General features: G+C 73.4%; 24 protein-coding genes and 1 pseudogene. 10 read left to right on the top strand and 15 right to left on the bottom strand.

The window, feature by feature from the left end:
- The first annotated feature begins 97 nt into the window (after nucleotides 1-97).
- Complete coding sequence (locus tag ACH4ZX_RS25495) at nucleotides 98-763, top strand: pyridoxal 5'-phosphate synthase (RefSeq protein WP_398276977.1); 666 nt, start codon at nucleotides 98-100, stop codon at nucleotides 761-763.
- A 13-nt stretch (nucleotides 764-776) separates the two neighbouring features.
- Here the strand turns inward: ACH4ZX_RS25495 and ACH4ZX_RS25490 are convergent, their stop codons facing one another.
- From ACH4ZX_RS25490 to ACH4ZX_RS25480, 3 genes are read right to left on the bottom strand one after another with little or no spacing between them, the layout of a single operon-like run.
- Nucleotides 777-1,388 (bottom strand): GNAT family N-acetyltransferase, encoded by a 612-nt coding sequence (locus ACH4ZX_RS25490; RefSeq protein WP_398276975.1) that lies wholly within the window; start codon nucleotides 1,386-1,388, stop codon nucleotides 777-779.
- Nucleotides 1,385-1,810, bottom strand: coding sequence for a Zn-ribbon domain-containing OB-fold protein (locus ACH4ZX_RS25485; protein ID WP_398276972.1), 426 nt, complete (start codon nucleotides 1,808-1,810; stop codon nucleotides 1,385-1,387). The genes ACH4ZX_RS25490 and ACH4ZX_RS25485 overlap by 4 nt, the downstream gene beginning before the upstream one ends.
- Nucleotides 1,807-2,259, bottom strand: coding sequence for a DoxX family protein (locus ACH4ZX_RS25480; RefSeq protein ID WP_398276969.1), 453 nt, complete (start codon nucleotides 2,257-2,259; stop codon nucleotides 1,807-1,809). Before ACH4ZX_RS25480 ends, ACH4ZX_RS25485 begins: the two co-directional genes overlap by 4 nt.
- Nucleotides 2,260-2,476: 217 nt before the next feature.
- On the opposite strand from ACH4ZX_RS25480, the gene ACH4ZX_RS25475 reads away from it, so the two are divergent.
- Together ACH4ZX_RS25475 and ACH4ZX_RS25470 are read left to right on the top strand one after the other, a co-directional pair.
- Entirely contained in the window at nucleotides 2,477-3,721 is a 1,245-nt protein-coding gene (locus ACH4ZX_RS25475; RefSeq protein WP_398277154.1) for a subtype B tannase, read from the top strand.
- 163 nt (nucleotides 3,722-3,884) lie between these two features.
- Nucleotides 3,885-5,072, top strand: a complete 1,188-nt coding sequence (locus tag ACH4ZX_RS25470) for a flavin-containing monooxygenase (RefSeq protein ID WP_398276966.1) — start codon at nucleotides 3,885-3,887, stop codon at nucleotides 5,070-5,072.
- A gap of 37 nt (nucleotides 5,073-5,109) precedes the next feature.
- Here the strand turns inward: ACH4ZX_RS25470 and ACH4ZX_RS25465 are convergent, their stop codons facing one another.
- Both ACH4ZX_RS25465 and ACH4ZX_RS25460 read right to left on the bottom strand, forming a co-directional pair.
- A complete protein-coding gene (locus tag ACH4ZX_RS25465) occupies nucleotides 5,110-5,391 on the bottom strand; it encodes a type II toxin-antitoxin system RelE/ParE family toxin (RefSeq protein WP_398276963.1) in 282 nt (93 codons plus the stop codon).
- 4 nt (nucleotides 5,392-5,395) lie between these two features.
- Nucleotides 5,396-5,677 (bottom strand): type II toxin-antitoxin system Phd/YefM family antitoxin, encoded by a 282-nt coding sequence (locus tag ACH4ZX_RS25460; RefSeq protein WP_398276960.1) that lies wholly within the window; start codon nucleotides 5,675-5,677, stop codon nucleotides 5,396-5,398.
- Nucleotides 5,678-5,902: 225 nt separating this feature from the next.
- Here ACH4ZX_RS25460 and ACH4ZX_RS25455 point away from each other — a divergent pair, with 225 nt between their 5' ends.
- The 4 genes from ACH4ZX_RS25455 to ACH4ZX_RS25440 all read left to right on the top strand — a co-directional run bounded on the left by ACH4ZX_RS25455 (nucleotide 5,903) and on the right by ACH4ZX_RS25440 (nucleotide 11,223).
- Entirely contained in the window at nucleotides 5,903-7,420 is a 1,518-nt protein-coding gene (locus ACH4ZX_RS25455; RefSeq protein WP_398276957.1) for a flavin monoamine oxidase family protein, read from the top strand.
- Nucleotides 7,421-7,548: 128 nt separating this feature from the next.
- Nucleotides 7,549-9,774 (top strand): acetate--CoA ligase family protein, encoded by a 2,226-nt coding sequence (locus ACH4ZX_RS25450; RefSeq protein ID WP_398276954.1) that lies wholly within the window; start codon nucleotides 7,549-7,551, stop codon nucleotides 9,772-9,774.
- Nucleotides 9,765-10,559, top strand: coding sequence for an enoyl-CoA hydratase/isomerase family protein (locus ACH4ZX_RS25445; RefSeq protein ID WP_398276951.1), 795 nt, complete (start codon nucleotides 9,765-9,767; stop codon nucleotides 10,557-10,559). The genes ACH4ZX_RS25450 and ACH4ZX_RS25445 overlap by 10 nt, the downstream gene beginning before the upstream one ends.
- 61 nt (nucleotides 10,560-10,620) lie before the next feature.
- The gene (locus tag ACH4ZX_RS25440; RefSeq protein ID WP_398277151.1) at nucleotides 10,621-11,223 is read left to right on the top strand and encodes a flavin reductase family protein; all 603 of its coding nucleotides are present in this window, start codon (nucleotides 10,621-10,623) and stop codon (nucleotides 11,221-11,223) included.
- An 88-nt stretch (nucleotides 11,224-11,311) separates the two neighbouring features.
- Here the strand turns inward: ACH4ZX_RS25440 and ACH4ZX_RS25435 are convergent, their stop codons facing one another.
- A complete protein-coding gene (locus ACH4ZX_RS25435) occupies nucleotides 11,312-12,715 on the bottom strand; it encodes an MFS transporter (RefSeq protein ID WP_398276948.1) in 1,404 nt (467 codons plus the stop codon).
- 59 nt (nucleotides 12,716-12,774) lie between these two features.
- On the opposite strand from ACH4ZX_RS25435, the gene ACH4ZX_RS25430 reads away from it, so the two are divergent.
- The gene (locus ACH4ZX_RS25430; RefSeq protein WP_398276945.1) at nucleotides 12,775-13,770 is read left to right on the top strand and encodes a GlxA family transcriptional regulator; all 996 of its coding nucleotides are present in this window, start codon (nucleotides 12,775-12,777) and stop codon (nucleotides 13,768-13,770) included.
- Between the two features lie 18 nt (nucleotides 13,771-13,788).
- Here ACH4ZX_RS25430 and ACH4ZX_RS25425 read toward each other — a convergent pair.
- From ACH4ZX_RS25425 to ACH4ZX_RS25415, 3 genes and pseudogenes are all read right to left on the bottom strand, one after another.
- Nucleotides 13,789-14,837, bottom strand: a pseudogene (locus ACH4ZX_RS25425) (alcohol dehydrogenase catalytic domain-containing protein).
- Nucleotides 14,837-16,006, bottom strand: coding sequence for an acyl-CoA dehydrogenase family protein (locus tag ACH4ZX_RS25420; RefSeq protein ID WP_398276942.1), 1,170 nt, complete (start codon nucleotides 16,004-16,006; stop codon nucleotides 14,837-14,839). Before ACH4ZX_RS25420 ends, ACH4ZX_RS25425 begins: the two are co-directional and overlap by 1 nt.
- A 129-nt stretch (nucleotides 16,007-16,135) precedes the next feature.
- Nucleotides 16,136-17,047: an SDR family NAD(P)-dependent oxidoreductase gene (locus ACH4ZX_RS25415; protein WP_398276939.1), complete on the bottom strand. Its 912-nt coding sequence runs from the start codon at nucleotides 17,045-17,047 to the stop codon at nucleotides 16,136-16,138.
- 83 nt (nucleotides 17,048-17,130) lie between these two features.
- On the opposite strand from ACH4ZX_RS25415, the gene ACH4ZX_RS25410 reads away from it, so the two are divergent.
- A complete protein-coding gene (locus tag ACH4ZX_RS25410) occupies nucleotides 17,131-18,057 on the top strand; it encodes a cyclase family protein (RefSeq protein WP_398276937.1) in 927 nt (308 codons plus the stop codon).
- A gap of 503 nt (nucleotides 18,058-18,560) precedes the next feature.
- Here the strand turns inward: ACH4ZX_RS25410 and ACH4ZX_RS25405 are convergent.
- The 4 genes from ACH4ZX_RS25405 to ACH4ZX_RS25390 all read right to left on the bottom strand — a co-directional run bounded on the left by ACH4ZX_RS25405 (nucleotide 18,561) and on the right by ACH4ZX_RS25390 (nucleotide 22,777).
- A complete protein-coding gene (locus ACH4ZX_RS25405) occupies nucleotides 18,561-19,022 on the bottom strand; it encodes an ATP-binding protein (RefSeq protein WP_398277148.1) in 462 nt (153 codons plus the stop codon).
- Between the two features lie 487 nt (nucleotides 19,023-19,509).
- On the bottom strand, nucleotides 19,510-20,382 hold the full coding sequence (locus ACH4ZX_RS25400) for an acyl-CoA dehydrogenase family protein (protein WP_398276934.1): 873 nt from the start codon (nucleotides 20,380-20,382) through the stop codon (nucleotides 19,510-19,512).
- A gap of 59 nt (nucleotides 20,383-20,441) precedes the next feature.
- Complete coding sequence (locus ACH4ZX_RS25395; protein WP_398276931.1) at nucleotides 20,442-21,575, bottom strand: acyl-CoA dehydrogenase family protein; 1,134 nt, start codon at nucleotides 21,573-21,575, stop codon at nucleotides 20,442-20,444.
- The gene (locus tag ACH4ZX_RS25390) at nucleotides 21,575-22,777 is read right to left on the bottom strand and encodes an amidohydrolase family protein (protein WP_398276928.1); all 1,203 of its coding nucleotides are present in this window, start codon (nucleotides 22,775-22,777) and stop codon (nucleotides 21,575-21,577) included. Before ACH4ZX_RS25390 ends, ACH4ZX_RS25395 begins: the two co-directional genes overlap by 1 nt.
- Nucleotides 22,778-22,939: 162 nt before the next feature.
- Between ACH4ZX_RS25390 and ACH4ZX_RS25385 the strand changes: the two genes are divergently transcribed.
- Nucleotides 22,940-24,448, top strand: a complete 1,509-nt coding sequence (locus ACH4ZX_RS25385) for a class I adenylate-forming enzyme family protein (protein ID WP_398276925.1) — start codon at nucleotides 22,940-22,942, stop codon at nucleotides 24,446-24,448.
- Here the strand turns inward: ACH4ZX_RS25385 and ACH4ZX_RS25380 are convergent.
- Nucleotides 24,427-24,939: an EF-hand domain-containing protein gene (locus tag ACH4ZX_RS25380; RefSeq protein WP_398276922.1), complete on the bottom strand. Its 513-nt coding sequence runs from the start codon at nucleotides 24,937-24,939 to the stop codon at nucleotides 24,427-24,429. The two genes, ACH4ZX_RS25385 and ACH4ZX_RS25380, sit on opposite strands and share 22 nt — an antisense overlap.
- Nucleotides 24,940-25,189: 250 nt before the next feature.
- A complete protein-coding gene (locus tag ACH4ZX_RS25375) occupies nucleotides 25,190-25,570 on the bottom strand; it encodes an STAS domain-containing protein (RefSeq protein ID WP_360744069.1) in 381 nt (126 codons plus the stop codon).
- Nucleotides 25,571-25,825 lie beyond the last annotated feature (255 nt).

Genomic DNA, 25,825 nt, shown 5'->3' with positions numbered 1-25,825 from the left:
GGAACGGTGTTGCAGCTCCCCCGCCCCCTCTCGACGCCCCGGAGACCAACGTACCGCCGACGAGTGCACCGGGGGCGCGCCGGGTGATACTCGACGCATGGCATCGGATCTTCACGGGCTGCTGAGGTCGCTGCGGGTGTGGGACCCGCGGGTCACCGAGTTGCGGCCGTTCGACCCGGCGGCCGCGCCCGCGGAGCCCCTGGCGCTGTTCACGCAGTGGTTCGCCGAGGCGGTGGCCGCCGGGCAGGCCGAGCCGCACACGATGTCGCTGGCGACGTCGGACGAGGAGGGCCGCCCGGACGTGCGGATCGTGATGCTGCACGGCGCGGACGCGGACGGCTGGTCGTTCGCGACGCACGCGACCAGCCGCAAGGGCGGACAGCTCGCGGCCCGGCCGTACGCGGCGCTCGCCTTCTACTGGCCGGTGCTGGGCCGCCAGGTGCGGGTGCGCGGCCCGGTCAACGCCGCGCCGGCCGAGGAGTCCCAGGGCGACCTGCACGCCCGCTCGACGGGCGCCCTGGCCGCCGCCCTGACCGGCCGCCAGAGCGAAGTCCTGGGCTCGGTGGAGGAGTTGGCGCGGGCGTCGGAGGCGGCGTGGGACCGGGCCCGGCGCGAGCCGGACGCCCCGGTGCCGACCTGGACCCTGTACCACCTGCGCCCGGACACCGCGGAGTTCTTCCAGGGCGACGAACACCGCCGCCACGTCCGCCTGAACTACCTTCGCGAGGAGGGCGGTTGGACCAGAGAGCTGCTGTGGCCGTGAGCCGTGGTCTCCCTCATCCCGTGAGTGTGGCCCCACCCGGCTCGGGGTCCGTCGCGAGCCGTCCGTGCAGGTGCACGTCCCGGAACGCGTCGTGGCGGTTCGCCTCGAACATCGCGCCGCGCAGGGTGCCCTCGTAGCGGAAGCCGCAGCGTTCGGCGACACGGCAGGAGGCGTCGTGGCCGACCGCGTGGCCGAGTTCGAGGCGGTGCATGCCGAAGCCGGTCAGGGCCCAGCGGGCGGCCACGGCGAGGGCGCGGGTGGCGACGCCCCGTCCGCGGGCCTCGGGCAGGACCCAGTAGCCGACGCGGGCGCCGGCCGGCGCCGGGTGAACGGCTTCGACGCTGATGTGCCCCAGCGGCGTGCCGGTCTCCGCGTCGGTGACGCAGTACGACGCCGCCGTGCCCTCCGCGGCGGCCTGCGTCTTGGCGCGCATCGACTCGCGGGCGCTGTCGAGGTCGGTGACCGTTCTGAGCGGGGTGTTCCAGCGCACGAACTCCGGGTCGGTGAGCCCGCGCAGCCAGACGGCGACGTCGGTGTCGGAGTCCGGGTCCCACGGGCGCAGCAGGAGCCCGTGGCCGTGCAGGGCGGGGAACGGGCCGGCGAAAGGCTGGTCGGCGTGGGTCATCCGTCCATTGAATCCGCTGCGGCCGCCCCGCGCGGCCGGAACACCGGGACACCGTTGCGGAACACGGCCTCCAGTTCCAGGCCGGCCCGGAGTCCGTCCGCCGCGCACTCCACGACCTCGGTCATCATCCGCGGTCCCTCGGCGAGGTCGACGACGGCGGCGACGTAGGGCGTGCGGTCCCGGAAGGGCGGCAGGTCGTTGCGGTGGACGACGGACCAGGTGTAGAGCGCCGCGCGGCCGCTCGCCCGTTCCCACGTCACGTCCTCGCTCCAGCAGTGCGGGCAGAACTCGCGCGGGTAGTGGTGGGCCCGCCCGCACGCGCCGCAGCGGCGGATCAGCAGCCGGCCCTCGGCCGCCGCGTCCCAGTACGCCCGCGTGAACGGGTCGGCCTCCGGGACGTCGAAGCGGGCGGCGGCCGTCACCGGAACAGCCCCAGCGCGCTGTCCACCGACCAGGTCTGCCACGCCATGCCGAACAGCGCGACGGCCGAGACCAGCGCCATCATCGCGTTCTGCCCCTGCTCGGCCCAGTCGTGGATCATGAGCGTGAAGTAGAGCGCGTTGAGCACCAGGCCGCCGGCCAGCGCGACCGGGGTGAGGAACCCGGCGACCAGTCCGAGCCCCAGGGCCAGTTCCGCGTACACGACGACGTACGCCATCGTGCGCGGCCGCGGGGCGACCACGGCGTCGAAGCCGGACCGTACGGCGCTCCAGCGGTGCCGCGCGGCGACGTCCGCGGCCCACGCGATGCCGGTGCCGCGCTCGAACCAGCCCTTCTTGTCCTTGTGCCGCCAGCTCTCCAGCCACCACAGGCCGAGTCCGACGCGCAGCACGGCCAGCCACTCGGCGCCGTCGAGCCAGATCGTGTCCATGCATCTGACGGTACGTCAGATCGGGCGATCCGAGAACCCTGCCCGTGGACCCGCACCCCTCCTGTGAACCTGTGCATCGGCCATGAATACGGTCGGATTGTTGGCAATCCTGTCCACACTCTCGCTACCTTCGCAGACGCAAGCCCGGCAACCGTCCCAGCCACCGAGGGAGTCGAGAATCGTGAAGCACAGGGCAGTCAAGCGCAGGACCGTCGTGATGGGCCTCGGCGCCACCGCCGGCGTCGGCGGCGGAGGCACGGGCGGGGGCGGCATGCCCGGCGGCGGCCCCGCCGGCGGCGCCGCGCCCAGCCCCTCGGCCTCCAACGCCAACGGCAACACCAACCCCACGGGCGGCGCCCTGGACACCAACCAGAAGCTGGCCCTGCTGGCCGGGTACGTCGTCGTCGAGCCCGGCGCCCGCGGCCGTACCCTCACGGACTCCGCCGGCGCGTACTACGGCACGGCTCCCGCCGCGATCGTCGACCTGAAGGCGGCGGTGCGGTACGTGAAGGCCAACAAGGGCCGCATCCCCGGCGACGTCGACCGGATCGTGTCCGCGGGCACCAGCGCGGGCGGCGCGCTGTCCGCGCTGCTGGGCGCCTCGGGCGACAGCCCGGCCTACGCGGAGTACCTGGAGGAACTGGGCGCGGCGGACGCCTCCGACGCGGTCTTCGCGGTCGGCGCGTGGTGCCCGATCACGGACCTGGAGCACGCCGACGGCGCCTACGAGTGGAACTGGGGCGCCAACGCCCTGAGCACCGGCGAGCAGGCCGACCAGGCGGTGTCCAGGGCGCTGCGGGCGCAGTTCGCCGAGTACCAGGCGAGGCTGCGGCTGCGCGGCCTGAACGGCCACGGCCCGCTCACCGCCCGCAACTACGACACCTACCTGGTCGAGCAGTACCTGCGGCCGTCCGCCACGACGTACCTCGCGGCCCTGTCGGACGCCGACCGCGCGTCCTACCTGGCCGCCAACACCTTCATCACATGGGAGAACGGCAAGGCGTCCTTCACCTGGGAGGACTTCCTCACCCACGTGGGCGCCCGGAAGAAGACCGCGCCCGCCTTCGACGCGTTCGACCTGTCCACGGGCGAGAACAACGAGTTCGGCGCGGGCACCACCGGGGCCCGCCACTTCACGGCGTACGGCGCGAAGAACGACACCACGGGCCTGAGCACCAAGCGGGTCGCGAGCGACATACCCGAGAAGCTGAACCTGATGAACCCGATGCACCACCTCGTGGAGAAGGTCAACGACGGCCGGGCCCGGCACTGGTGGATCCGCCTGGGCACCAAGGACTCCGACACCTCGCTCACGGTCTCCGCGAACCTCGCCGCCGCCGCGCACGCCCTCGGCGACGACGTGAACCACCTCTACTACTGGGACCAGGGCCACGGCGCGAACACCGACCCGGGCGACTTCATCGCCTGGATCGCCCAGGTGACCGGCCACAGGGCGAGGTAGCCGGCCGGGGCGGGGGCGGGACGTCCCGGATCCCCGGAACGGCCACAATCACGTGAAGTGCGCCACACGTCCCACCCACTCCTCCCCCACACGTGATCAATCCGCAACCAATTCCGGTCTTGACCGAGACCCAACAAACTGGTGCGTGGTTACGCTCGCGCTCATGGCCGACTCCACACCGATCGCAAGCCCCGCTGGTCACCCCATCTACGTCGTCGGCGGCGGGCCCGGCGGGCTCTCCGTCGCGTACGCGCTGCGCGCGCGGGGCATCCGTGCCGTCGTGCTGGAGAAGTCCGACCGGGTCGGGGCGTCCTGGCGGCGCCACTACGACCGTCTGCACCTGCACACCACCCGGCGCCTGTCCGCACTGCCGGGGCTGCCGATGCCGCGCCGGTTCGGGCGCTGGGTGTCCCGGGACGACGTGGTGCGGTACCTGGAGAAGTACGCCGAGCACCACGAGCTGGAGATCGTCACCGGCGTCGAGGTGTCCCGGATCGAGCGCACGCCCGACGGCGCCGGCTGGCTGCTGCACGCCACCGGCGGCCGCGAGCTGACCGGCGCGGCGGTGGTCGTCGCCACCGGCTTCAACCACACCCCGCGCATCCCCGACTGGCCCGGCCGCGACACGTACGGCGGGGAGCTGCTGCACGCGTCGCGGTACCGCAACGCCGAGCCGTACGCCGGCCGTGACGTCCTCGTCGTCGGCTCCGGCAACACCGGTGCCGAGATCGCCGTCGACCTGGTGGAGGGCGGCGCCTCGCGGGTGCGGCTGTCCGTGCGGACGGCCCCGCACATCGTGCGCCGCTCGACGGCCGGCTGGCCCACCCAGTACACCAGCGTGCTGGTACGGCGGCTGCCGACCGGGCTCGTCGACCGGCTGGCCCGGCCGGTGGCGAAGCTCAGCGTGCCGGACCTGACGGCGCGCGGGCTGCCCCGCCCGGACACCGGGCTGTACAGCAGGGTCAAGGAGGGAGCCATCCCGATCCTGGACGTCGGTCTCGTCGACGCCGTGCGCAAGGGCCGTATCGAGGTCGTGGCCGCCGTCGACTCCTTCGAGGGGGACGAGGTCGTCCTCGCCGACGGCAGCCGCGTCTCACCGGACACGGTGATCGCCGCCACCGGCTACGTCCGCGCCCTGGAGGGCATCGTCGGCCACCTCGACGTACTGGACGGGCGCGGCAGACCGGTGACCCACGGCGGCCGCTGCCCCGGCAACGCCCCCGGCCTGTACTTCACCGGCTTCACCAACCCCATCAGCGGCATGTTCCGCGAGATGGCCATCGACGCGGTGAAGATCGCCAAGTCCATCGCCGGGGACACCGAACGGCAGCCCTCCCGGCTCCCGGTCTGACACAGGCGGCGCGGGCCCCCGCGGCTCCCCGCGGGGCCTACGGGACCTGACGGTAGATGTCGCGGCGGTTGCCGACGGCCAGGACCCACACGATCAGCTGGCCGTCCTCGACGGTGCAGACGACGCGGTAGTCGCCGACCTTGAGCCGCCACCGGGCGCTGTGCTCCTGGAGCGCTTTGACGTCCGACGCGGTGGTGTCTCCCGCGTCCATCGCCCTCCGGAGTTCAGTGAGGCGGTACAGGATGCGGAGAGCGTCCTGGCGCGGGATGTCGAGCATGTCCCGCTGTGCGTGCGGCGTGAAGCGCGTGACGTGGGTCATGAGGTCAGTCCTGCTGGGCACGCAGCAAGGCAGCCATCTCCTCGAGGGAGATCGCACCCTCCACGCCCTCGGACTCGGCTTCATCCGCCAGCCGGTTGAGCCACGCCTCTTCGGCGTTGTCCGCGATCTCACGCAGGCGCTGGTACTCCTGGATGTCGATCACGACGGCTTCCTGCTTGCCGCGGCGGGTGATGATCGTCGGGGTTTCCTCCCGGCGAGCACGATCGATGACGTCAGCGAGGTGCCTGCGGACCTCGGCCATGGATGCGACCACCGGCTCACTCATGTAACAGATGTAGCACATGTACACGAGGGGCCTGGGGCGCCGGGCAGGCGGCCAGTGCTGTTCCGCCGACCGGCCATCAATCCTCCTGCCTGCAGCTTTCCTTACTCGGGAGTCAGATGTGGCCCGAGAGCTGTACCGCGCCGCCCTGCCGCGCCAGAATGTGAGCGCTGTTCACCTTTTCGGGTTCCGGCTCCACCCACCTCTCGCTCATGACGGAGGACGCACGTGGCACGTGAAAGACAGCTCTCCCGGCTCTCCCGGCGCTCCCTGCTCGGCGGTGCCGCCGCGGCGGCCGGCGCCGTCACCCTCACCGGCACCGCGTCCGGCACGGCGTCCGCGGCCGTCGGCACGGCGTCCGCGGCCGGCCGGGACGTGGACGTCTGTGTCGTCGGCGGCGGGCTCGCCGGGCTGACCGCGGCCCGCGACCTGGTGGCCGGCGGCAGCACCGTGGCCGTGCTGGAGGCCCGTGACCGGGTCGGCGGCCGGGTCGTGGGCCTGCCGCTGCCGGGCGGCGGCGTCACCGAGGGCGGCGCCGAGTTCATCGGCCCCACCCAGGACCGCATCAAGGCGCTCGCCGACTCGCTGGGCGTGGCGACCTTCCCCACCTACAACACCGGCAAGAACCTGCTGTACAAGGACGGCACCAAGACGCCCTACGCCACCGACGGACTGCTCGGCGCGGTCCCGCCGGTCGACGCGGCCGGGCTCGCCAACGCCGCGATCGTGCAGGCGGCGCTCGACGACATGGCCAAGAAGGTGCCGATCGACGCGCCGTGGACCGCGCCCAAGGCCGCCGAGTGGGACCGGCAGACCTTCGAGAGCTGGCTGAACGCCAACGCCGTCGTCCCGTCCGCCAAGTTCCTCCTCGACGTGGCGACCACGTCGATCTTCTCGGCGCAGCCCCGCGAACTGTCCCTGCTCTACGTCCTGTACTACATCGCCGCCGCCGGCAACGAGTCCACCGCCGGAACCCTGGAGCGCCTCACCGACACCGCCAAGGGCGCCCAGGAGTCCCGTTTCGTCGGCGGTTCCCAGCAGGTGCCGGTGAAGCTGGCCGCCGTGCTCGGCGACCGGGTGGTGCCGAGCGCGCCGGTGCGGTCGATCGCACGGTCGGGCGCCCGGTACGCGGTGACCGCGGACGGGATCACGGTGACCGCGAAGAAGGTCGTCGTCGCGCTGCCGCCGCCGCTGGCCGCCCGCATCGCCTACGACCCGCTGCTGCCGGCCGCCCGCGACCAGCTCACCCAGCGGATGCCGATGGGGTCGATCGGCAAGGCCATCGCCGTCTACGACACCCCCTTCTGGCGCGCCGCCGGCCTGAACGGCCAGGTCGTCAGCGACTCGGGCACGGTCCGCTCGACGTTCGACAACTCGCCCCCCGACGCCTCCTACGGCGCCCTGATGGGCTTCATCGAGGCCGACGAGATGCGGGCGTACGACGCGGCGAGCGTGGACGAGGTCAAGGCGGCCGTGCTGAAGGACTACGCCGTCTACTTCGGCGACAAGGCCAAGTCGCCCACCGCCTTCGTGCTCCAGCGCTGGGACAACGAGGGCTTCTCACGCGGCGGCCCGGTCGCCTACGCGCCGCCCGGGGTGCTGACGGAGTACGGGGCCGCGCTGCGGGAGCCGGTCGGCGGCATCCACTGGGCGGGGACCGAGACCTCCACGTACTGGACCGGGTTCATGGACGGCGCGGTGCGCTCGGGCGAGCGGGTGGCCAAGGAGGTGCTGGCGGCGCTGTGAGGGCCGGCCGGGCGGACATGAGCCAGGGACGGCCGGGCTTTGCCTGCACGAACCGTTCCTGACACAGCGTCAGTTCAGTAATCTGACAGAGCGTCAGTTATTGCTGTCACACAGGAGCGGGCGGACAGATGCTTGGATCGACCCACGGCACCCTCACCACCGACTCCCGCCGGGCCCGGGTCATCGCCTGCGGCGAGCAGCCCGGGCCCGCCGTCCACGGCCGGCCGGCCGAGGCGGACGACCTCGACGTCAGCGGCCGGCCCCTGTACGCGGGCGTCCCCGACCTCGACCGCTTCTTCCGCCCCGAGTCCGTCGCCGTGATCGGCGCCTCGGACGCCGAGGGGCGGCCCAACACCGGCATCACCCGGCAGCTCGTCGGCTGGGCCGAGCGGGTGGGCGCCCGGCTGCACCCGGTGCACCCGCACCGCCCGTCCGTGTTCGGCATCCCCTGCTCCGCGTCCGTCGCCGAGCTGCCCGAACAGGTCGACGTCGCCGTGGTGCTGGTCGCCGACCCGCTCCCGGTGGTGGAGCAACTCGCCGCGGCCAAGGCCAGGTTCGCGGTCGTCTTCGCCTCCGGGTTCGCCGAGACCGGCGCGCGTGGGGCGGCCGCGCAGGAGCGCCTGGCCGCCGCCGTCGCGGGGTCCGGCATGCGGCTGCTGGGGCCCAACACCAACCTCAACGCCTTCGAACGGTTCCGGGACGACCTCGACGGCCCCGCGATCGCGCTCATCACCCAGTCCGGGCACCAGGGCCGGCCCGTCTTCGCCCTGCAGGAACTCGGCATCCGGCTCTCCCACTGGGCGCCCACCGGCAACGAGGCCGACCTGGAGACCGCCGACTTCGTCTCCTACTTCGCCGAGCAGCCCGAGGTCGGCGCCATCGCCGCCTACGTCGAGGGCCTGAAGGACGGCCGTTCCTTCCTGCTCGCCGCCGACCGGGCCGCCCGGCGCGGGGTGCCGGTCGTCGCCGTCAAGGTGGGCCGCACGGAGGCCGGCGCCCGCACGGCCGCCTCGCACACCGGCAAGCTGACCGGCGCGGACGCGGTGGTGGACGCGGCGATGCGGCAGTTCGGCGTGATCCGGGTGGACGGCCTCGACGAACTCCAGGACACCGCCGCCCTGCTGGCCCGCGCCCGGCCGCCCCGCGCCGACGGCGTCGTCGTCTACTCCATCTCCGGCGGCACCGGCGCGCACGTCGCCGACCTCGCGGCCGGGGCGGGACTCCGGCTGCCGGTGCTGTCCGAGGCCCGGCAGGCCGAGCTGCACCAGTGGATACCCGAGTACCTGAACGTGGCCAACCCCGTCGACAACGGCGGCCACCCCGTCGGCGACCACCGCGGCCGGAAGATCATCGACGCGATCCTCGCCGACCCCGAGGTGGGCGTGCTGATCTGCCCGGTCACCGGGCCGTTCCCGCCGCTCAGCGACAGGCTGGTGCGGGACCTGGTGGACGCGGCCGAGGAGACGGACAAGCTGGTGTGCGTGGTGTGGGGGTCGCCGGTCGGCACCGAGCCGGCGTACCGCGAGGTGCTGCTCGGGTCCTCCCGGGTGGCGACCTTCCGCACCGTCGCCAACTGCCTCACCGCGGTGCGCGCCCACCTCGGCCACCACCGCTTCGCCGCCGGCTACCGCTCCCCCTTCGACGCGGCCCCGCGCACCCCGTCGCCGTCCTTCCGCAAGGCGCGGGCGCTGCTGCGGCCCGGCGAGCAGCTGAGCGAGCACGCGGCCAAGCAGCTGCTGCGGGCGTACGGCATCCGCGTGCCGCGCGAGCAGCTGGTGACCAGCGCGGCGGCGGCCGTACGGGCGGCCGGGCCGGTCGGCTACCCGGTGGTGATGAAGGCGTCCGGCGCGCGGATCGCCCACAAGACGGAGCTGGGCCTGGTCAAGATCGGCCTCACCTCGGCCAGCCAGGTCCGGGACGCCTACCGCGAGCTGACCGACATCGCCCGCTACGAGGGCGTCGAGCTGGACGGCGTACTGGTGTGCCAGATGGTCGAGCGGGGCGTCGAGACGGTCGTCGGCGTCACGCACGACGAGCTGTTCGGGCCGACCGTGACGGTGGGGCTGGGCGGCGTGCTGGTGGAGGTGCTGCGCGACGCGGCGGTGCGGGTGCCGCCGTTCGGGGAGGAGCAGGCCCGGGAGATGCTCGACGAGCTGCGCGGGCGGGCCCTGCTCGACGGGGTGCGCGGGCGGCCCCCGGCCGACCTCGACGCGCTCGTGGAGGTGGTCCTGCGGGTGCAGCGCATGGCGCTGGAGCTCGGCGACGACATCGCGGAGCTCGACGTCAACCCGTTGCTGGTGCTGGAGCGCGGGCAGGGCGCGGTGGCCCTCGACGCGCTGGTGGTGTGCCGTTGAGCGCCCCGGTACGGCACGAGGCCGACGGCCACGTCGCCCACCTCACCCTCGACCGGCCCGAGGCCCTCAACGCCCTCACGCCCGAGGCGCGCGACCGCGTCGTCGCGCTGCTGGACTCCGCCTCCGCCGACCCCGCCGTACGGGCCGTCGTCCTCACCGGCGCCGGGCGCGGCTTCTGCGCGGGCGCGGACCTGCGCGGCGGCGCGGCGGCCGGCGAGCGGCTGCCCGGCGACGTCGCCCGCACCCTGCGGCTGGGCGCGCAGCGCCTGATCGCCGCCGTGCTGGACTGCGAGAAGCCGGTGATCGCCGCCGTCAACGGCACGGCGGCCGGGCTCGGCGCCCATCTCGCGTTCGCCTGCGACCTGGTGCTGGCCGCGGAGTCGGCCCGGTTCATCGAGGTGTTCGTGCGCCGCGGTCTGGTCCCGGACGGCGGGGGCGCCTACCTGCTGCCCCGGCTGATCGGCCCGCAACGGGCCAAGGAGCTGATGTTCTTCGGCGACGCGCTCACCGCCGCCGACGCCGCGCGCCTCGGACTGGTCAACCGGGTCGTCCCCGACGGCGAGCTGGACGCCACGGCCCGCGCGTGGGCCGCCCGCCTCGCCGCCGGACCGACCCGCGCCCTCGCCCTGGCCAAGCAGCTCGTCAACGCCTCCCTGGACACCGACCGCGCCGCCGCCTTCGCCGCCGAGGCCGCCGCGCAGGAGATCAACATGACCACGCGTGACGCCCAGGAGGGCGTACGGAGCTTCGTGGAGCGCAGGAGCCCCGAGTACCGGGGACGCTGACCCGGTACCGGGGCTCCGGCCCTTCCCATCTGACGCGCAGTCAGCTTCAATGGCCGGTGTGATGGGACACGCAGGGGCGGCCGCGGCCGCCGTCCGCTACCTCCGGTCGGCCGGGGCCCCGGCCCCCGTCGAGGCGCTGCCGCGCCCCGAGCTGCGCTGCGTCCGCGAGGACGAACGCGCGCCCGTCGACCCGGCCGCCTTCCGCCAGGTCCTCGGGCAGTTCGCGACGGGGATGACCGTGATCACCGCCCCCGCCGCCGACGGCGAGGACGGCCCGGCCGGCTTCGCCTGCCAGTCCTTCTCGTCCCTCTCCCTCGACCCGCCGCTGGTCGCCTTCATGGTCGGCCGCACGTCGACGACCTGGCCGCGGATCGCCCGCGCGGGCGTCTTCTGCGTCAACGTCCTCGCCGCCCACCAGGCCGGCCTGTGCCGCGCCTTCGCGGTGAGCGGCGCGGACAAGTTCGCGGGCGTGCCGTACGACGAGGCCCCCTTCTCCGGCTCCCCGCGCCTGCCGGACACCCTGGCCTGGATCGACTGCGCCATCCACGCGGTCCACACCGGCGGCGACCACCTGATCGTGGTGGGCCGGGCGGAGGCCCTGGGCGCGGACGCCGGGGACCGGGAACAGGCGCCGTTGCTGTTCCACCGAGGGCGGTTTCTGTAATCGGTCACGGATCTTCGCGAGCTACGCCGCCCGAGCGTTAGGAGCACAGGCCTCAGGAGTGTGCTCCTGACCTCCGCGCACGGAACACCTAGGACGGCACCGGCTGGCTCGCGGCCCCGGATTCCGCCGCCGGGGTGAGCGGCCGGCGGCGGATCACCAGGGCCATCAGGGCCGCCGCCGCGCACAGGGCGCCCGAGGCGTACCAGACCATGTCGTAGGAGCCGAAGACGTCGCGGGCGACGCCGCCGAGGAAGGCCACCAGGGCGGCGCCGACCTGGTGGGAGGCGAGGACCCAGCCGAAGACGATGGCGCTGTCGTCGCCGTAGTGCGCGCGGCACAGGGCGATGGTGGGCGGGACGGTGGCGACCCAGTCGAGGCCGTAGAAGACGATGAAGAACAGCATCGGCGGATGCACCGACGGGGCCAGCAGCATCGGCAGGAACAGCAGCGAGACGCCGCGCAGGGCGTAGTACACCGCGAGCAGGCGGCGCGCCTCGAAGCGGTCGGTGAACCAGCCGGAGGCGATGGTGCCGACGACGTCGAAGACGCCGATCACCGCCAGCAGCGAGGCCGCCGCCGTGACGGGCATGCCGTGGTCGTGGGCGGCGGGCACGAAGTGGGTCTGGATCAGGCCGTTGGTGGACGCGCCGCAGATCGCGAAGGTGCCGGCCAGCAGCCAGAAGGTGCCGGTGCGGACGGCCCTCGACAGTACGGAGAGCACGCGGCGGGCGGCGCCGGGGACCGGCGGCGGCTTGGGCACGAACGCGGTCGCGCCGTACGGCGCCAGGCCCACGTCGGCCGGGTGGTCGCGCAGCAGCAGCCAGACGAACGGCACGACCGCGAGCGCGGCGAGGGCCACCGTGACGGCCGCCGGGCGCCAGTCGTGCGTCTCGACGATCCAGGACAGCAGGGGCAGGAAGATCAGCTGACCGGACGCCGACGCGGCGGTGAGGATGCCGGTGACCAGGCCGCGGCGCTCGGTGAACCAGCGGTTGGTGACCGTGGCGGCGAACGCCAGCGCCATCGAGCCGGTGCCGAGACCCACCAGCAGGCCCCAGCACAGCAGCAGCTGCCAGGCCGCCGTCATCCACACGGTCAGGCCCGAACCGACCGCGATCACGGTGAGGGCGGCCGCGACCACCCGCCGGATGCCGAAGCGGTCCATCAGCGCCGCCGCGAACGGGGCGGTGAGGCCGTACAGCGCGAGGTTGACGGAGACCGCGGCGCCGATCGTGCCGCGCGACCAGCCGAACTCCTGGTGCAGCGGGTCGATGAGCAGTCCGGGCAGCGAGCGGAAGGCCGCCGCCCCGATGATCGTCACGAAGGTGACGGCGGCGACGAACCACGCACGGTGGACACGCGGACTCCGGGGCGGACGGGCTTCCCCTACGGCGGCTTCCTCTACGGCGGCTGCGGCTTCGGTGGCTGCGGCTGCGGTGGCTGCGGCTGCGGTGGCTGCGGCTTCGGCTGACTGACTCACGCAACAGAGCATCCGGTACGGAAGCGGCGCGATCGAGTGGCCCGAAGGACAGCGTTCGCTAGGATCGGGCCATGAGCCGTGAGCCGGAGTACCGCCCGCACCGCGTCGTCGTCCTCGCCCTGGACGGCCTGCTCCCCTTCGAGCTGGGCATCCCGCACCGCATCTTCGGCCGCCCCAGGGACGCCCACGGCCGGCCGCTGTACGAGGTCGTGACCTGCTCGGTCCGGCCGCCCGGCCCGGTGCGCACGGACGCCGACTTCTCGGTCATGGCCGAGCACGGGCCGGAGGCGCTGGCGACCGCGGACACGGTGGTCGTCCCCGCCTCCTACGAACTCGGCCCGGTCTTCGAGCAGGGCGTGCTCACCGAGGAGCTGGCCGCCGCGCTCGCGCACATCCGGCCGGGCACCCGGCTGACCTCCATCTGCACCGGCGTGTTCGTGCTGGCCGCCGCCGGCTTCCTCGACGGCAGGCGCGCCACCACGCACTGGGCGGAGACCGAGCACCTGCAACGCCTCTTCCCGAAGATCGACGTCGACCCGGACGTGCTGTTCGTCGACGACGGCGACGTGCTGACCTCGGCCGGCGTCGCGGCCGGCATCGACCTGTGCCTGCACATCGTGCGCCGCGACCACGGCACCGCCGTCGCCACCGAGGTCGCCCGCCGCACGGTCGTACCGCCGCACCGCGACGGCGGGCAGGCGCAGTACATCCAGCGGCCGGTGCCCGACCCGCAGCAGGCCACGACGACCGCGGCCCGCGCCTGGGCGCTGGGACGGCTGCACGAGCCGATCCAGCTGCGGGACATGGCGGCGCGGGAGTCCATGTCGGTGCGCACCTTCACCCGCCGCTTCCGCGAGGAGGTCGGCGTCAGTCCCGGCCAGTGGCTCACCCAGCAGCGCGTGGAGCGGGCGCGGCAGCTGCTGGAGACCACCGACCGGTCGGTGGACCGGATCGCGCGGGACGCCGGCTTCGGCACGGCCCAGTCGATGCGGCAGCACCTGCAGACGGCGCTCGGGGTGACGCCGACGGCGTACCGGCGCACCTTCCGCGCCGGCGCCGGAGCGTGAAGCCCCGGAGGGGCCGCGTCAGAACGTGAGCACGGCGCGCGCGAGGCGGCCCGCCTCCGCGTCCGCCCTCGCCTTGTCGAAGTCCTCGACCGGGTACGTCGCCGTCACCAGCTCGCCAGCAGCAGCCGGCCCGCCCGGTACAGCTCGGCGTACAGGGCGATGTCCCGCTGCGGGCGCGAGGAGCCGTAGCGGCAGCCGAGGATCGATTTGTCCAGGTAGAGGGAGGAGACCTGGAAGGACGCCTCCGCGGCCGCCGGGGGCACGCCGAGCAGGACGGCCTGCCCGTGCCGGTCCAGCAGGTCGACGGCCTGCCGGATCAGCTCCACCCGGCCGACGCACTCGAAGGCGTGGTCCGCGCCGGTCGGCAGGATCTCCCGCACGTCGCGCGCCGACGTCAGGAAGTGCGTCGCCCCGAACCGCCGGGCCACCGCCTCCTTCGCCGGGTTGGCGTCGACCGCGACGATCGTCAGCGCGCCCGCGAGCCGGGCGCCCTGGATGACGTTGAGGCCGACCCCGCCGGTGCCGATGACCACGACGCTCTCCCCGCGGTCCACCCGCGCCCGGTTGAGCACGGCGCCGACCCCGGTGAGGACCCCGCACCCGATCAGCGCGGCGGACGGCATCGGCACGTCCGCCGGGATGCGCACCGCCTGCACGGCCTTCACCACGGTGCGCTCCGCGAACGCCGAGTCCGCGGCGAACTGGTACACCGGCCGGCCGCCCCGCGTGAACGGCCGCCCCGGCCGCCCGATCGCCTGCCGGCACATCGTCGGCCGGCCCCGGTCGCACTCGGCGCAGGCGCCGCAGCTGGCCAGCGTGGACAGGGCCACGTGGTCGCCGGGCGCGACATGGGCGACCCCGGCGCCCACCGCCTCCACCATGCCGGCGCCCTCGTGCCCGAGCACCACCGGGACGGGGAAGGGGATGGTTCCGTCCACCACGGACAGGTCGCTGTGGCACAGCCCGGCCGCCCGCACCGCCACCCGCACCTCGCCGGGCCCGGGATCCCGCACCTCCAGGTCGTCCACGACCTCGGCCCGCTTCCCGTCGAACATCACCGCGCGCATCACTCGCCCCCCTTGGGCTCCCTCGGCAGGCCGAGCACCCGCTCGGCGATGATCGTGCGCTGCACCTGGTCCGAGCCGCCGTAGACGGTGTCGGCCCGGGAGAACAGGAACAGATGCTGCACCGCGTCGAGTTCGTAGGGCGCCGACGGCGACCAGTCGGCCGGCCCGGCGCCCGCCGCGGCCCCGCGCACCCGCATCGCGAGCTCGCCGAGCCGCCGGTGCCAGCCCGCCCACAGCAGCTTGGCCACGCTCGGCGCGCCCGGCACGTCCGAACGCCCCAGCGTGCGCAGCGCGTTGCAGCGCATCGCGTGCAACTCCGCCCACTGCGCCACGAGTCGGTCGCGCAGCACGGGGTCGTGCGCCGCACCGGACCGCACGGCCGCCCGGACGACGTCGGCCAGTTCCTCGGCGAAGCCGATCTGCTGGGCCAGCGTGGACACCCCCCGCTCGAACCCGAGCAGGCTCATCGCGACCCGCCAGCCGTCGCCCTCGCCCCCGACGCGGTGCTCCACGCGTGCGCGTGCGCCGTCGAAGAAGACCTCGTTGAAGTCGCTCGTGCCGGTGAGCTGGCGGATGGGCCGCACCTCGATCCGCCCCGGCTGGTCCATGGGCAGCAGCAGGAAGCTCAGGCCGTGGTGGCGGCGGGAGCCGGGCTCGGTGCGGGCCAGCACGAAGCACCAGTCCGCCTCGTGCGCCAGCGACGTCCAGATCTTCTGCCCGGTGACGCGGTAGTCGCCGTCGGGGCCGCGTACGGCCGCGGTGCGCACCCCCGCGAGGTCGGAGCCGGCGCCGGGTTCGCTGTAGCCCTGGCACCACAGTTCCTCGCCGGCCGCGATCGGCGGGAGGAAGCGGGCCTTCTGCTCGGGTGTGCCGTGGGCGAGCAGGGTGGGGGCGAGGAGGTTCTCGCCGATGTGCCCGGAACGCGGCGGCGCGGACGAGCGGGCGTACTCCTCGGCCCAGGCGACCTGCTGGGTGAGGCCGGCGGTGCGGTTGCCGTACCCGGACTCGGGCCAGCCGAGCCCGATCCAGCCCGCCTTGCCGAGGGTGCGTTCCCAGGTGCGGCGGCCGGCCGTGTCCGAGGCGTGCGAGGCGTGCGGGGCGTGTGCGGCGAGCCAGGCCCGGGCCTCGGCCCGGAACGCCTCGTCCTCGGCGGTGAATCCGAAGTCCACGACGCTCTCCCCTCTCAGGTGTCGTGCCTCTTCAGGTGCCGTGCCTCTTCAGGTGCCGGGCCTCTTCAGGTGCCGGGCCTTTCGGAAGGCAGGCCCTTCGGAAAACGGGCCCTTCAGGTGTCGGGCCCTTCAGGTGTTGGGCCGGTCCCCGCGCGCCGCCGCCCGCTCCATCTCCTCCAGCTGCCGCAGCATCGGCATCGGGTCCACCCCCACCGTCCCCGGCAGGAACCGCGCGATCGTCTCCGGCGTCCACCCGCCCTCGGCGTACGCGGCCCGCAGTTCCCTCGGCTGCGCCCACACCGCGATCTTGGGGCCGGCGACCGTGTAGACCTGGCCGGTGACCTGCTGTTCCTTCGCCCTGTCCGACAGCAGGTAGACGACCAGCGCGGCCACGTCCTCCGGCTCCCCGATCTCCGTCAGCTCCATGGGCACGCCGGCCGACATCCGGGTACGGGCGACGGGCGCCACCGCGTTCGCGGTCACCCCGTACTTGTGCAGTCCCAGGGCGGCGCTGCGCACCAGCGAGATGATCCCGCCCTTGGCGGCGCTGTAGTTGGCCTGCGCCACCGAGCCCTGGTGGTTGCCGCTGGTGAACCCGATCAGCGTCCCCGCCCGCTGCCGGCGCATCACCGCCGAGGCGGCCCGGAACACGGTGAACGTGCCCTTGAGGTGGGTGGCCACCACGGGGTCCCACTCCTGCTCGGACATGTTGAACAGCATCCGCTCGCGCAGGATCCCGGCGACGCAGACGACACCGTCCAGGCGCCCGTACGACTCCAGCGCCGTGTCCACGATCCGCTGTCCGCCGGTCATGGTGGACACGTCGTCGGCCACCGCGACCGCGTCGCCGCCCGCGGCCTCGATCTCCTTGACGACCGCCTCGGCGACCGCGCTGCCCGGGGACGCCCCGTCGACCGAGACGCCGTAGTCGTTGACGACGACCTTCGCGCCCTCGGCCGCCGCGGCCAGCGCCACCGCCCGCCCGATGCCCCGTCCGGCGCCCGTCACGGCGACGGCCTTGCCTGCCAAGAAGTTCCCCACGCCGGCCCCTTCCCGCAGTTTCTGACGGACCGTTAGATTTTATGTCCCGCCAGACATCAGGAGACAAGCCCCGGGGAGGGCCGATGTCACTGCCGGCCGAGTTCCACGAGATCGCGAAGCGCGTGAACAACTGGGGGCGCTGGGGGCCCGACGACGAGATCGGCACCCTCAACCTGATCACCGACGAGGTCGTCCGGGAGGCCGCCGCCGGCGTCCGCACCGGCCGCCGGATCCCGCTCGCGCTGCCGCTGCGGCAGGACGGCGTGCAGACCGGGGTGATCCCGGGGCGGGTCAACCCGCTGCACACGATGGTGCAGATCAACCAGGAGCTGTTCGGGCCGGGCACCGTGGCGTGCAGCGACGACGCCGTGACCATGGGACTGCAGGCCGCCACCCACTGGGACGCGCTGACCCACGTCTCCCACTCGGGACGGCTCTACAACGGCCGCCCCGCCGGCACCGTCACCGCGCACGGGGGCGCCGAGTTCGCCGGCATCGACAAGGCGCGGCACGTGGTCTCGCGCGGAGTGCTGCTGGACGTGGCCCGCGCGCGGGGCGTCGACCGGCTGGCGGGCGGGCACGCGGTCACCCCGGAGGACCTGGAGGCCGCGGAGGAACTCGCCGGCACGCGGGTGCGCGCCGGTGACGTGGTGCTGGTGCGGACCGGGCAGATGCAGCTCTACCTCGCCGGGGACCGGGAGGCGTACGGCTATCCGTCGCCGGGACTGTCGGTGCGCACGCCGCAGTGGTTCCACGCGCGCGATGTCGCCGCCGTGGCGACCGACACCCTCACCTTCGAGATCTTCCCGCCCGAGATCGAGGACCTGTGGCTGGCCGTGCACGCGCTCGACCTCGTGGAGATGGGGATGCTCCAGGGCCAGAACTGGAATCTCGAAGAGTTGTCCACAGCCTGTGGAGAAACCGGCCGGTACGCGTTCCTGCTGTCGGCGATGCCCGAGCCGTTCGTCGGCGCGACGGGCACCCCGGTGGCACCGGTCGCCGTCCTGTGAGCCGCGGACACGGAAGAGCCGTGAACGCGCGGGAGCCCTGAACGCGCGGGAAAGCCGTGGACTCCGGAGAACCGTGGACCCTGGAGAACCGTGGACGCGGGAAGGCGCAGACACGTGAAGGCACCGCGGGTGCCGGAGACCGTCGGATGGCGGTGCGCCCCGCCCGCCCCGAGCACGGCGCCGCGCACCGCCATCCGACTGCGGCGCACCCGTTCCGGCCCTCCTGACCCCGAGGGAACGGACGCCGCGTCACGACCCACGCTCGCCGAGGGTTCCCGTCACCGGAACCCTCGCCGTCCCCTCGCGGCGAATCGCTGACCTCAAGGGTGATCAAACGGACAGGGCACGTCAACAGCCAGTGCGGAATTCCTCACCTATGCCTGATTTGTTACTGACGCGCACGGAAGCACGTCCCGGCGCACCACCACGGCGCCGACCGGGCCTGACAGCGGTTTCTGCGCCCGTGCGCCAGGGCTGACGGACCACCGGCGGACGGAAGCGGGTCACACCGCCTCGAAGGCCAGCCCGTCGTACGCCGACACCCCGCTTCCGCACCCGGCCGCACCCTGCCCGGCACGCTCGCAGCGGTCGAGTTCGCACCAGATGCGCTTGCCGGAGCCCTCGGGGTTCCAGCCCCAGCGGTCGGCGAGGCCGTCGACCAGGGCGAGCCCCCGCCCGCCGGTGGTGTCGCCGTCCAGACACCGGGGCACCGGGGCCCGGTCGCTGGCGTCGGCCACCTCGACGCGGACGGTGGCGGTCCCGGCCACCGCGCCCGCCAGGGACAGCCGCAGCACGGCCGGACAGCCGGTGTGCACCACGGCGTTGGTGACCAGCTCCGAGACGAGCAGCACCAGCGTCTCGGCGAGCGGTTCGTCTTCCCGTATGCCGGACCCGGCCAGGCGCGACCGCGCCCACCGCCGGGCGCGCCCGACCTCTGCGGGGTCGGGCCGGATCTCCAACTGCACTTGAAGCACCTGCACCGCTCACACCATCCGAACCGGCGGACACCAGACCTCGGGCCGCGCGCACGCCGCGGCGAGGGCCACGATCGTAGCCATTTTCTGCATGGCCAGGACAACGGCCGGCGCAGAGCCCAGAGCAAGGGTCACGGAACGTGAATCCCTTACGAGACAGCTTGGTTGCCGTACAGTCACCTCAACAAGCGCTTCGGGCATATTCCAGCGCGAAGGAGTACCTGTGCGGCATACTGTGCGACGCTCGCGGCGGCGAGTCGAACAGGCTTGATACGGCCTTGCCATGGGGGCAAAACCGGGATGGCCCGTCCTCGGCACCACTCGCATCCCACAGAAGGTACCGGAGCACGGCGGCGACTCCAGGACGTGACGGGTCACCCTTGGGACACAACCCGGTATCAACGCTCCGTGATTCCGGTATGCCACGATCCGCGACATCCATGCCGGTCGCGCGGGCGATGCCCCAGGACGATGCCGTTCAGGCGGTCAGATCGGCCGCGAGCAGCTCCTCACACTCCGTCACGCCGCCGCGACGCTGCGACCGCACCCACGCCCGCTTCAGGTGCAGGTGCACCTCGGACTCCCAGGTGAAGCCCATGCCGCCGTGCACCTGGAGGCAGTCGCGGGCGCCGCGCACGGCGGCCTCGTCGGCCAGCAGCCGGGCCGCGGCGATGTCGGTCCGGTCGGCGGTGACGGCGGCCGCGTAGACCGCGGTGCGGGCCACCTCGGCGCGCACCAGCAGTTCGGCGCACAGGTGCTGGACGGCCTGGAAGGCCCCGATCGGCCGCCCGAACTGCTCGCGGGTCCGGGCGTGTTGCGCGGCCAGCTCGCACACGCGTGTGGCCGTGCCCAGTTGTTCGGCGGCGGTGAGCAGAACACCCACGGGGTCGGCCGCGGCCGGCGCCGCGCCGGGCACGCGGTGCAGCGGCGTCAACGGGTCGACCGACCGCAGCGGTACGGCCTTCGCGGCGTCGCCGCGGACCGTGTCCGCCTCGGTGAGCCACTCCACCAGCCCGCCGTCGACGGCCGCGACGACCGTCTCGCCGGTGGCCGCGCCGGGCACGTCCCGCGCCGCGAGGTGCGTGGCCACCAGCGGCCCGGGCAGCAGCACCCGGCCCGCCTGCTCGAACGCCAGCACCGCCTCGGGCAGCCCGAGCCCGACCCCGCCCTCCTCCTCCGGCACCCGCAGCGCGAAGAACCCGGCCGCCCCCAACTCCCGCCACACCGAACGGTCGAGCCGCCCGCCCGCGTCGACGGCGCGCCACAGCGCCTCGCGCCCGAAGCACCGCCCGAGCACCTCACGCACCCCGTCCCGCAGGGCCCGTTGCTCCTCACTGAGCCGGAACCGCACGCCGCTCCACCGCCTTCACCGCCCGTTCGCCACCGGAATCACCGCCCGTCACCGCCCCGTCACCGCCCCTTCGGCAGGCCCAGGACGCGTTCCGCCACGATGTTGCGCTGGATCTGCGAGGTGCCGGCCGCGATGGTGTACGACAGGGAGGTCAGCCGGTCGAGGACCCACGGCCGGTCCAGGTCCAGCGCGTCCGGGCCCAGGACGCCGGCCGCGGTGTCGTAGAGGTCCTGGCGGGCGTGCGAGTACCGCAGTTTGAAGACCGAACCGCCGACGCCCGGGACGCCTCCGCGCTCCTCGGCCTCGCTGACGTTCCACTGCGCCAGCCGCCACAGCGCGCGGAACTCGGCGTTCAGCGCGCCGAGCCTGCGCCGCAGCACCGGATCGTCCCAGCGCCCGTTGCGGCGTGCCTCGGCGGCGAGTTCGCCCAGGACGCGGCGGCAGGCCACCACCTCACCGGCGAACGCCGTGCCACGCTCGAAGGACAGCGTCACCATCGTCACGCGCCAGCCGTCGTTCTCGTCGCCCACCCGGTTGGCCACCGGCACCCGCACCTCGTCGAGGAACACCTCGGCGAACTCCGCCGACCCGGCCAGGGTGCGCAGCGGCCGTACGGTGATGCCCGGGGCGTCCATCGGCATCGCCAGCCAGGTGATGCCCCGGTGCCTGGGCGCCGTGGTGTCCGTGCGCACCAACAGCTCGCACCAGTCGGCCACTTCGGCGTGCGAGGTCCAGACCTTCGACCCGCTCACCACGTACGCGTCGCCGTCCCGCCACGCGCGCGTGCGCAGCGCGGCGAGGTCGGAACCTGCGTCCGGTTCGCTGAAGCCCTGGCACCACACCTCCTCGCCGCGCAGGATCGGCGGCAGCCAGCGCTCCCGCTGTGCGGGCGTGCCCTCGGCGGCGATCGTCGGCCCGGCGTGCAGCAGCCCGACGAAGTTGGCCCCCACATAGGGCGCGCCCGCCCTCTCGGTCTCCTCCAGGAAGATCAGCCGCACGGTCGGCGAGGCGTCCCAGTGCACGTCGGCGTACCCGGCGTCGTACAGCATCCGCTGCCAGCCGGCGTCGTAGGCGCGGCGGGCCGGCCAGTCCCGCGGCGACGGCCTGGGCGGCAGGGCGGGCAGCGCTCCGGCCAGCCACTCGCGCAGCCGGGCCCGGAAGTCCTCCTCCTCCGGCGTGTACGTCAGGTCCATCAGCGGTCGAGGTCCAGGTCGAGCATGCGGATCGCGTTGCCCCGCATCAGCTTGTGGACCGTCTCCGGGTCGAGGCCCTTCACATGGTCGAGGGCGACTTCCTTGGTGTGCGGGAAGGTGGAGTCGACGTGCGGGTAGTCGGTCTCGAAGGTGGCGTTGTCGCGGCCCACCACGTCCAGCGAGGCGACCCCGTGCTTGTCGCGGAAGAAGCAGCAGAAGATCTGCCGGTAGTAGTACGCCGACGGCGGCTCCGGGATCAGGTCCCGCACCCCGCCCCAGGCGCGGTGCTCCCGCCAGACGTCGTCGGCGCGCTCCAGGGCGTACGGGATCCAGCCCATCTGGCCCTCGGAGTAGGCGAGTTTGAGGGTGGGGAAGCGCACCAGGACGCCGCTGAAGAGGAAGTCCATCATCGAGGCCATGGCGTTGTTGAAGCTGAGGGACGCCTGGACGGCGGGCGGGGCGTCCGGGGAGGCGGCCGGCATCTGCGACGACGACCCGATGTGCATGTTGACGACCGTCCCGGTCTCCTGGCAGGCCGCGAAGAACGGGTCCCAGTACCCGGAGTGGATGGAGGGCAGTCCGAGGTGGGTGGGGATCTCGGAGAAGGTGACGGCCCGCACCCCGCGTGCGGCGTTGCGCCGGATCTCCGCGACCGCCAGTTCCACGTCCCACAGCGGGATCAGGCACAGCGGGATGAGCCGGCCGCCGCTGTCGCCGCACCACTCCTCCACCATCCAGTCGTTGTAGGCGCGCACGCAGGCCAGCGCGACCTCCTTGTCGTGCGCCTCGGCGAAGGTCTGGCCGCAGAACCGCGGGAAGGTCGGGAAGCAGAGGTTGGCCTCGACGTGGTTGAGGTCCATGTCGGCGAGCCGTTCCTTGGGGTCCCAGCAGCCGCGCCGCATCTCCGCGCGCGTGATGCCCTCCAGCGTCATCTCGTCGCGGTCGAATCCGACGGCGGCGATGTTGCGCTTGTACGGGAACTGCAGGTCCTCGTAGATCCACCAGTCGGTCGGCGGGCCGTCGGGGTCCATCGTGATCCGGTACTTGCCGCCGACGTAGGCGAGTTCGCCGATCCCGGCGGTGACGGGCCGCGGGCCGCGGTCGCGGTACCTGCGCGGCAGCCAGGTCTCGAAGAGGTGGGCCGGCTCGATCACGTGGTCGTCGACGCTGATGATGCGGGGCAGTTCGCCCGGGTCGGTCATGATCCCCTCCGGCTGGCACGACGACGTCTTCGCTGTCGTATCTGATGCTCCGTCAGATTGCTCGTGCCAGCAGGCTAGCCCCGCCCCCCTGGACCGACAAGGCGCCCGGCCCTACGCTCTGCGCACGATCTGACGAACCGTCAGCCAAAGGGGGAAGCCGCTGTGAACGACACCGCCCACGCGCTCGGCGCGTCCCGCACCCTGTGGGAACTGGTCACCCGCCGCGCCGGCCGCACCCCCCGCCGCCCGGTCCTCCTCCAGGGCGACCGCTCCCTGAGCTTCGGCGAACTGCACGACCGCGCCGAGCGCGTCGCGGCGGGCCTGTACGGCATGGGCGTGCGCCCCGGCACGGTGGTCGCCTGGCAGCTGCCCACCCGCGTCGAGACGGTCCTGCTCTCCCTGGCGCTGGCCCGGCTGGGCGCCGTGCAGACCCCGGTCATCCCCTTCTACCGGGACCGGGAGGTCGGCTTCGCGCTGCGCGAGTCGAAGGCGGAGTTCTTCGCCGTGCCCGGCGAGTGGCGCGGCTTCGACCACACGGCGATGGCCCGGCGGCTGGGCGCGCGGGGCGTCTTCGAGGCGTACGACCGGCTGCCGGACGGCGATCCGTCCGTGCTGCCCGCCCCGCCCGCCGACGGCACCTCGGTGCGCTGGATCTACTGGACCTCGGGGACGACCTCCGTGCCCAGGGGCGTGCTGCACACGGACCGCTCGCTGATCGCGGGCGGCTCCTGCCTCGCGCACGCGCTGCGCCTGTCCGCCGCCGACGTGGGGTCGGTCGCCTTCCCCTACGCCCACATCGGCGGGCCGGACTACCTGGTGATGCTGCTGCTGTACGGCTTCCCGGCGGTGCTGCTGGAGCACTTCGCGCTGCCGGACGCGCTGGCGGAGTACCGCAGGCACGGGGTGACGGTGGCGGGCGGGTCGACGGCGTTCTACTCGATGTTCCTCGCCGAGCAGCGCGCGCGGCCCGGCGGGAAGGTGGTCCCGACGCTGCGGCTGCTCGCGGGCGGCGGGGCGCCGAAGCCGCCCGAGGTGTACCGCGCCGTGGTGCGCGAGATGGGCGTCCAGCTCACCCACGGGTACGGCATGACCGAGGTGCCGATGATCACCATGGGCTCGCCGGACGACACCCCGGAGAACCTGGCGACGACGGAGGGACGGCCGCCGGAGGGCATGGAGATACGGATCGTGGACGGGGAGGTCCGGCTGCGCGGCGAGGCCGTGTGCCGGGGCTACCTGGACCCGGCCCAGACGGCCGAGGCCTTCGACGAGGAGGGGTTCCTGCGCACCGGCGACCTGGGACGGCTGACCGAGAGCGGGCACCTGGTGCTCACCGGGCGACTGAAGGACGTGATCATCCGCAAGGGCGAGAACATCTCGGCGAAGGAGATCGAGGACCTGCTGGCCGCGCACCCGGCCGTCGGCGACGTGGCGGTGATCGGGCTGCCGGACGAGGAGCGCGGCGAACGGGTGTGCGCGGTGGTCGAGCAGCCGCCGGGGGCCGGGGAGCTGACCCTGGAGGCGGTGACGTCGTACCTGCGGGCGCAGGGGCTGTCGGTGCACAAGCTGCCGGAGCGGCTGGAGGTCGTGGACGCCCTGCCGCACGGCGACACCCTGCGCAAGGTGCTCAAGTACGTCCTGCGCGAGCGCTACTCGGGGACGGTGAAGTAGCGGGCGACCGCGGGCACGATCTCCGCCTCGCCCACCTTGCCGTCGCCGTCCGCGTCGAGGGCGGCGGCGACCGTTCCCGCGACGTCCTGCGGCACGCCGAGGACCCGCAGCACCCGCACGGTGTCCTCGATGGCCGCCATGCCGTCGCCGTCCGTGCCGGCGACGGCGAGGGCCGCGTGCAGGAAGGGGCGGGCGATCTCGGCGAAGCGCTCCGGCCGGTCGTGCAGGACCTTGACCGCGATGCCCACGAACTCGTCCCTGGTGATGCGCTGGTCGCCGTCCCGGTCGGCCATGCCGGCCATGCCCTGCCAGAACGCCTCGGCGCCCGCGTACAGGGCCTGGCCCTTGTCCGACCGGGCCGCCGTGCCGAACTCCGCGAGCAGGGCCTTGGCCGCCGCGTTGAAGTCCTCCCGGTCGATGTAGCCGTTGCCGTCCTGGTCGAAGACGGCGAACCGGCCTGCGATCCTGCGCTCGTACTCGCTGCTGACCATGTCTTCCTCGAGCCGCCTCACGTCGTGTCGGGGTGCTTCCGGACGGAGCGTACGACGCGGCGGCCCCGCGGAGCGCGGAAAGGCGTCGCTTGTGCCAAGACCGGGGGAATTCCGGGACAACGGTGTGGCACGACCGTGTGGCACGACGACGGTGCTCCCCGGCGGCGGATCCCCGGCGGCGGATCCCGGGCGCGGATCCCGGGCGCGGATCCCGGGCCGAAAAAGAGCGACGGCTGCTCCGGTGCGGCTCTCAGGCGGACAGCGGTCCGGCGTCCTCGGCGACGGCCTCCTCCAGGTCGGTGTACACGTCGAACAGACGGCGCACGCCCAGGGCGCCGAGGACGCGGCTGACGTGCGACGCCTCGGCCGCTCCCCGGGCCGGCAGCACCAGGCGCAGGCTGCCCCGGCAGGAGCGGATCAGGCGGCGGGCGGCGATGAGCACGCCGACGCCGCTGGAGTCGCAGAAGAAGACCTCCGAGAGGTCCAGGACGAGGCTGTGGCGGCCGTCGGCCACCACGTCGTGCACCCGCTGCCGCAGCGCCGGCGACGTCAGCAGGTCCAGTTCGCCCGACACGTGGAGCACGGCCCAGTCGCCCTGCTCGCCATGGGTCACACAGAACGCCACCACCACGCCCTTCGCTCACCGGGGCCTCCACAAACGGAATCCGCCCCTACGTTTCTCCGCCGCCCTGCCCAGCGGCCGTTCCCTCAAACGCCGACGGAGAAACGGAAACTGATCGAAGCAGGCTTGTTTTAGTCGTCTTCGAACCTGTTCGATCAGAAGTGAACTCGGGTAGGTGAAGGTCCCATACCACCCGGGGCTCCGTGAGGGGCGCACATCGCCACAAAGGGGCGTGCGTCGTCCGACGTGCCGACTACATTCGGG

Source organism: Streptomyces sp. NPDC020490, assembly GCF_044335305.1.
Taxonomy (GTDB): Bacteria; Actinomycetota; Actinomycetes; order Streptomycetales; family Streptomycetaceae; genus Streptomyces.
The sequence above is the reverse complement of the archived record's forward strand: the minus strand, read 5'-3'. Positions and strand labels throughout refer to the sequence as shown.

Coding starts and splice junctions, on each gene's coding strand:
- ACH4ZX_RS25490 (WP_398276975.1), bottom strand. CDS start 1,388: ATGACCCACGCCGACCAGCCTTTCGCCGGCCCGTTCCCCGCCCTGCAC.
- ACH4ZX_RS25430 (WP_398276945.1), top strand. CDS start 12,775: ATGAGCCGTGAGCCGGAGTACCGCCCGCACCGCGTCGTCGTCCTCGCC.
- ACH4ZX_RS25475 (WP_398277154.1), top strand. CDS start 2,477: ATGGGCCTCGGCGCCACCGCCGGCGTCGGCGGCGGAGGCACGGGCGGG.
- ACH4ZX_RS25395 (WP_398276931.1), bottom strand. CDS start 21,575: ATGGACCTGACGTACACGCCGGAGGAGGAGGACTTCCGGGCCCGGCTG.
- ACH4ZX_RS25480 (WP_398276969.1), bottom strand. CDS start 2,259: ATGGACACGATCTGGCTCGACGGCGCCGAGTGGCTGGCCGTGCTGCGC.
- ACH4ZX_RS25460 (WP_398276960.1), bottom strand. CDS start 5,677: ATGAGTGAGCCGGTGGTCGCATCCATGGCCGAGGTCCGCAGGCACCTC.
- ACH4ZX_RS25435 (WP_398276948.1), bottom strand. CDS start 12,715: ATGCTCTGTTGCGTGAGTCAGTCAGCCGAAGCCGCAGCCACCGCAGCC.
- ACH4ZX_RS25465 (WP_398276963.1), bottom strand. CDS start 5,391: ATGACCCACGTCACGCGCTTCACGCCGCACGCACAGCGGGACATGCTC.
- ACH4ZX_RS25450 (WP_398276954.1), top strand. CDS start 7,549: ATGCTTGGATCGACCCACGGCACCCTCACCACCGACTCCCGCCGGGCC.
- ACH4ZX_RS25470 (WP_398276966.1), top strand. CDS start 3,885: ATGGCCGACTCCACACCGATCGCAAGCCCCGCTGGTCACCCCATCTAC.
- ACH4ZX_RS25390 (WP_398276928.1), bottom strand. CDS start 22,777: ATGACCGACCCGGGCGAACTGCCCCGCATCATCAGCGTCGACGACCAC.
- ACH4ZX_RS25410 (WP_398276937.1), top strand. CDS start 17,131: ATGTCACTGCCGGCCGAGTTCCACGAGATCGCGAAGCGCGTGAACAAC.
- ACH4ZX_RS25440 (WP_398277151.1), top strand. CDS start 10,621: ATGGGACACGCAGGGGCGGCCGCGGCCGCCGTCCGCTACCTCCGGTCG.
- ACH4ZX_RS25495 (WP_398276977.1), top strand. CDS start 98: ATGGCATCGGATCTTCACGGGCTGCTGAGGTCGCTGCGGGTGTGGGAC.
- ACH4ZX_RS25380 (WP_398276922.1), bottom strand. CDS start 24,939: ATGGTCAGCAGCGAGTACGAGCGCAGGATCGCAGGCCGGTTCGCCGTC.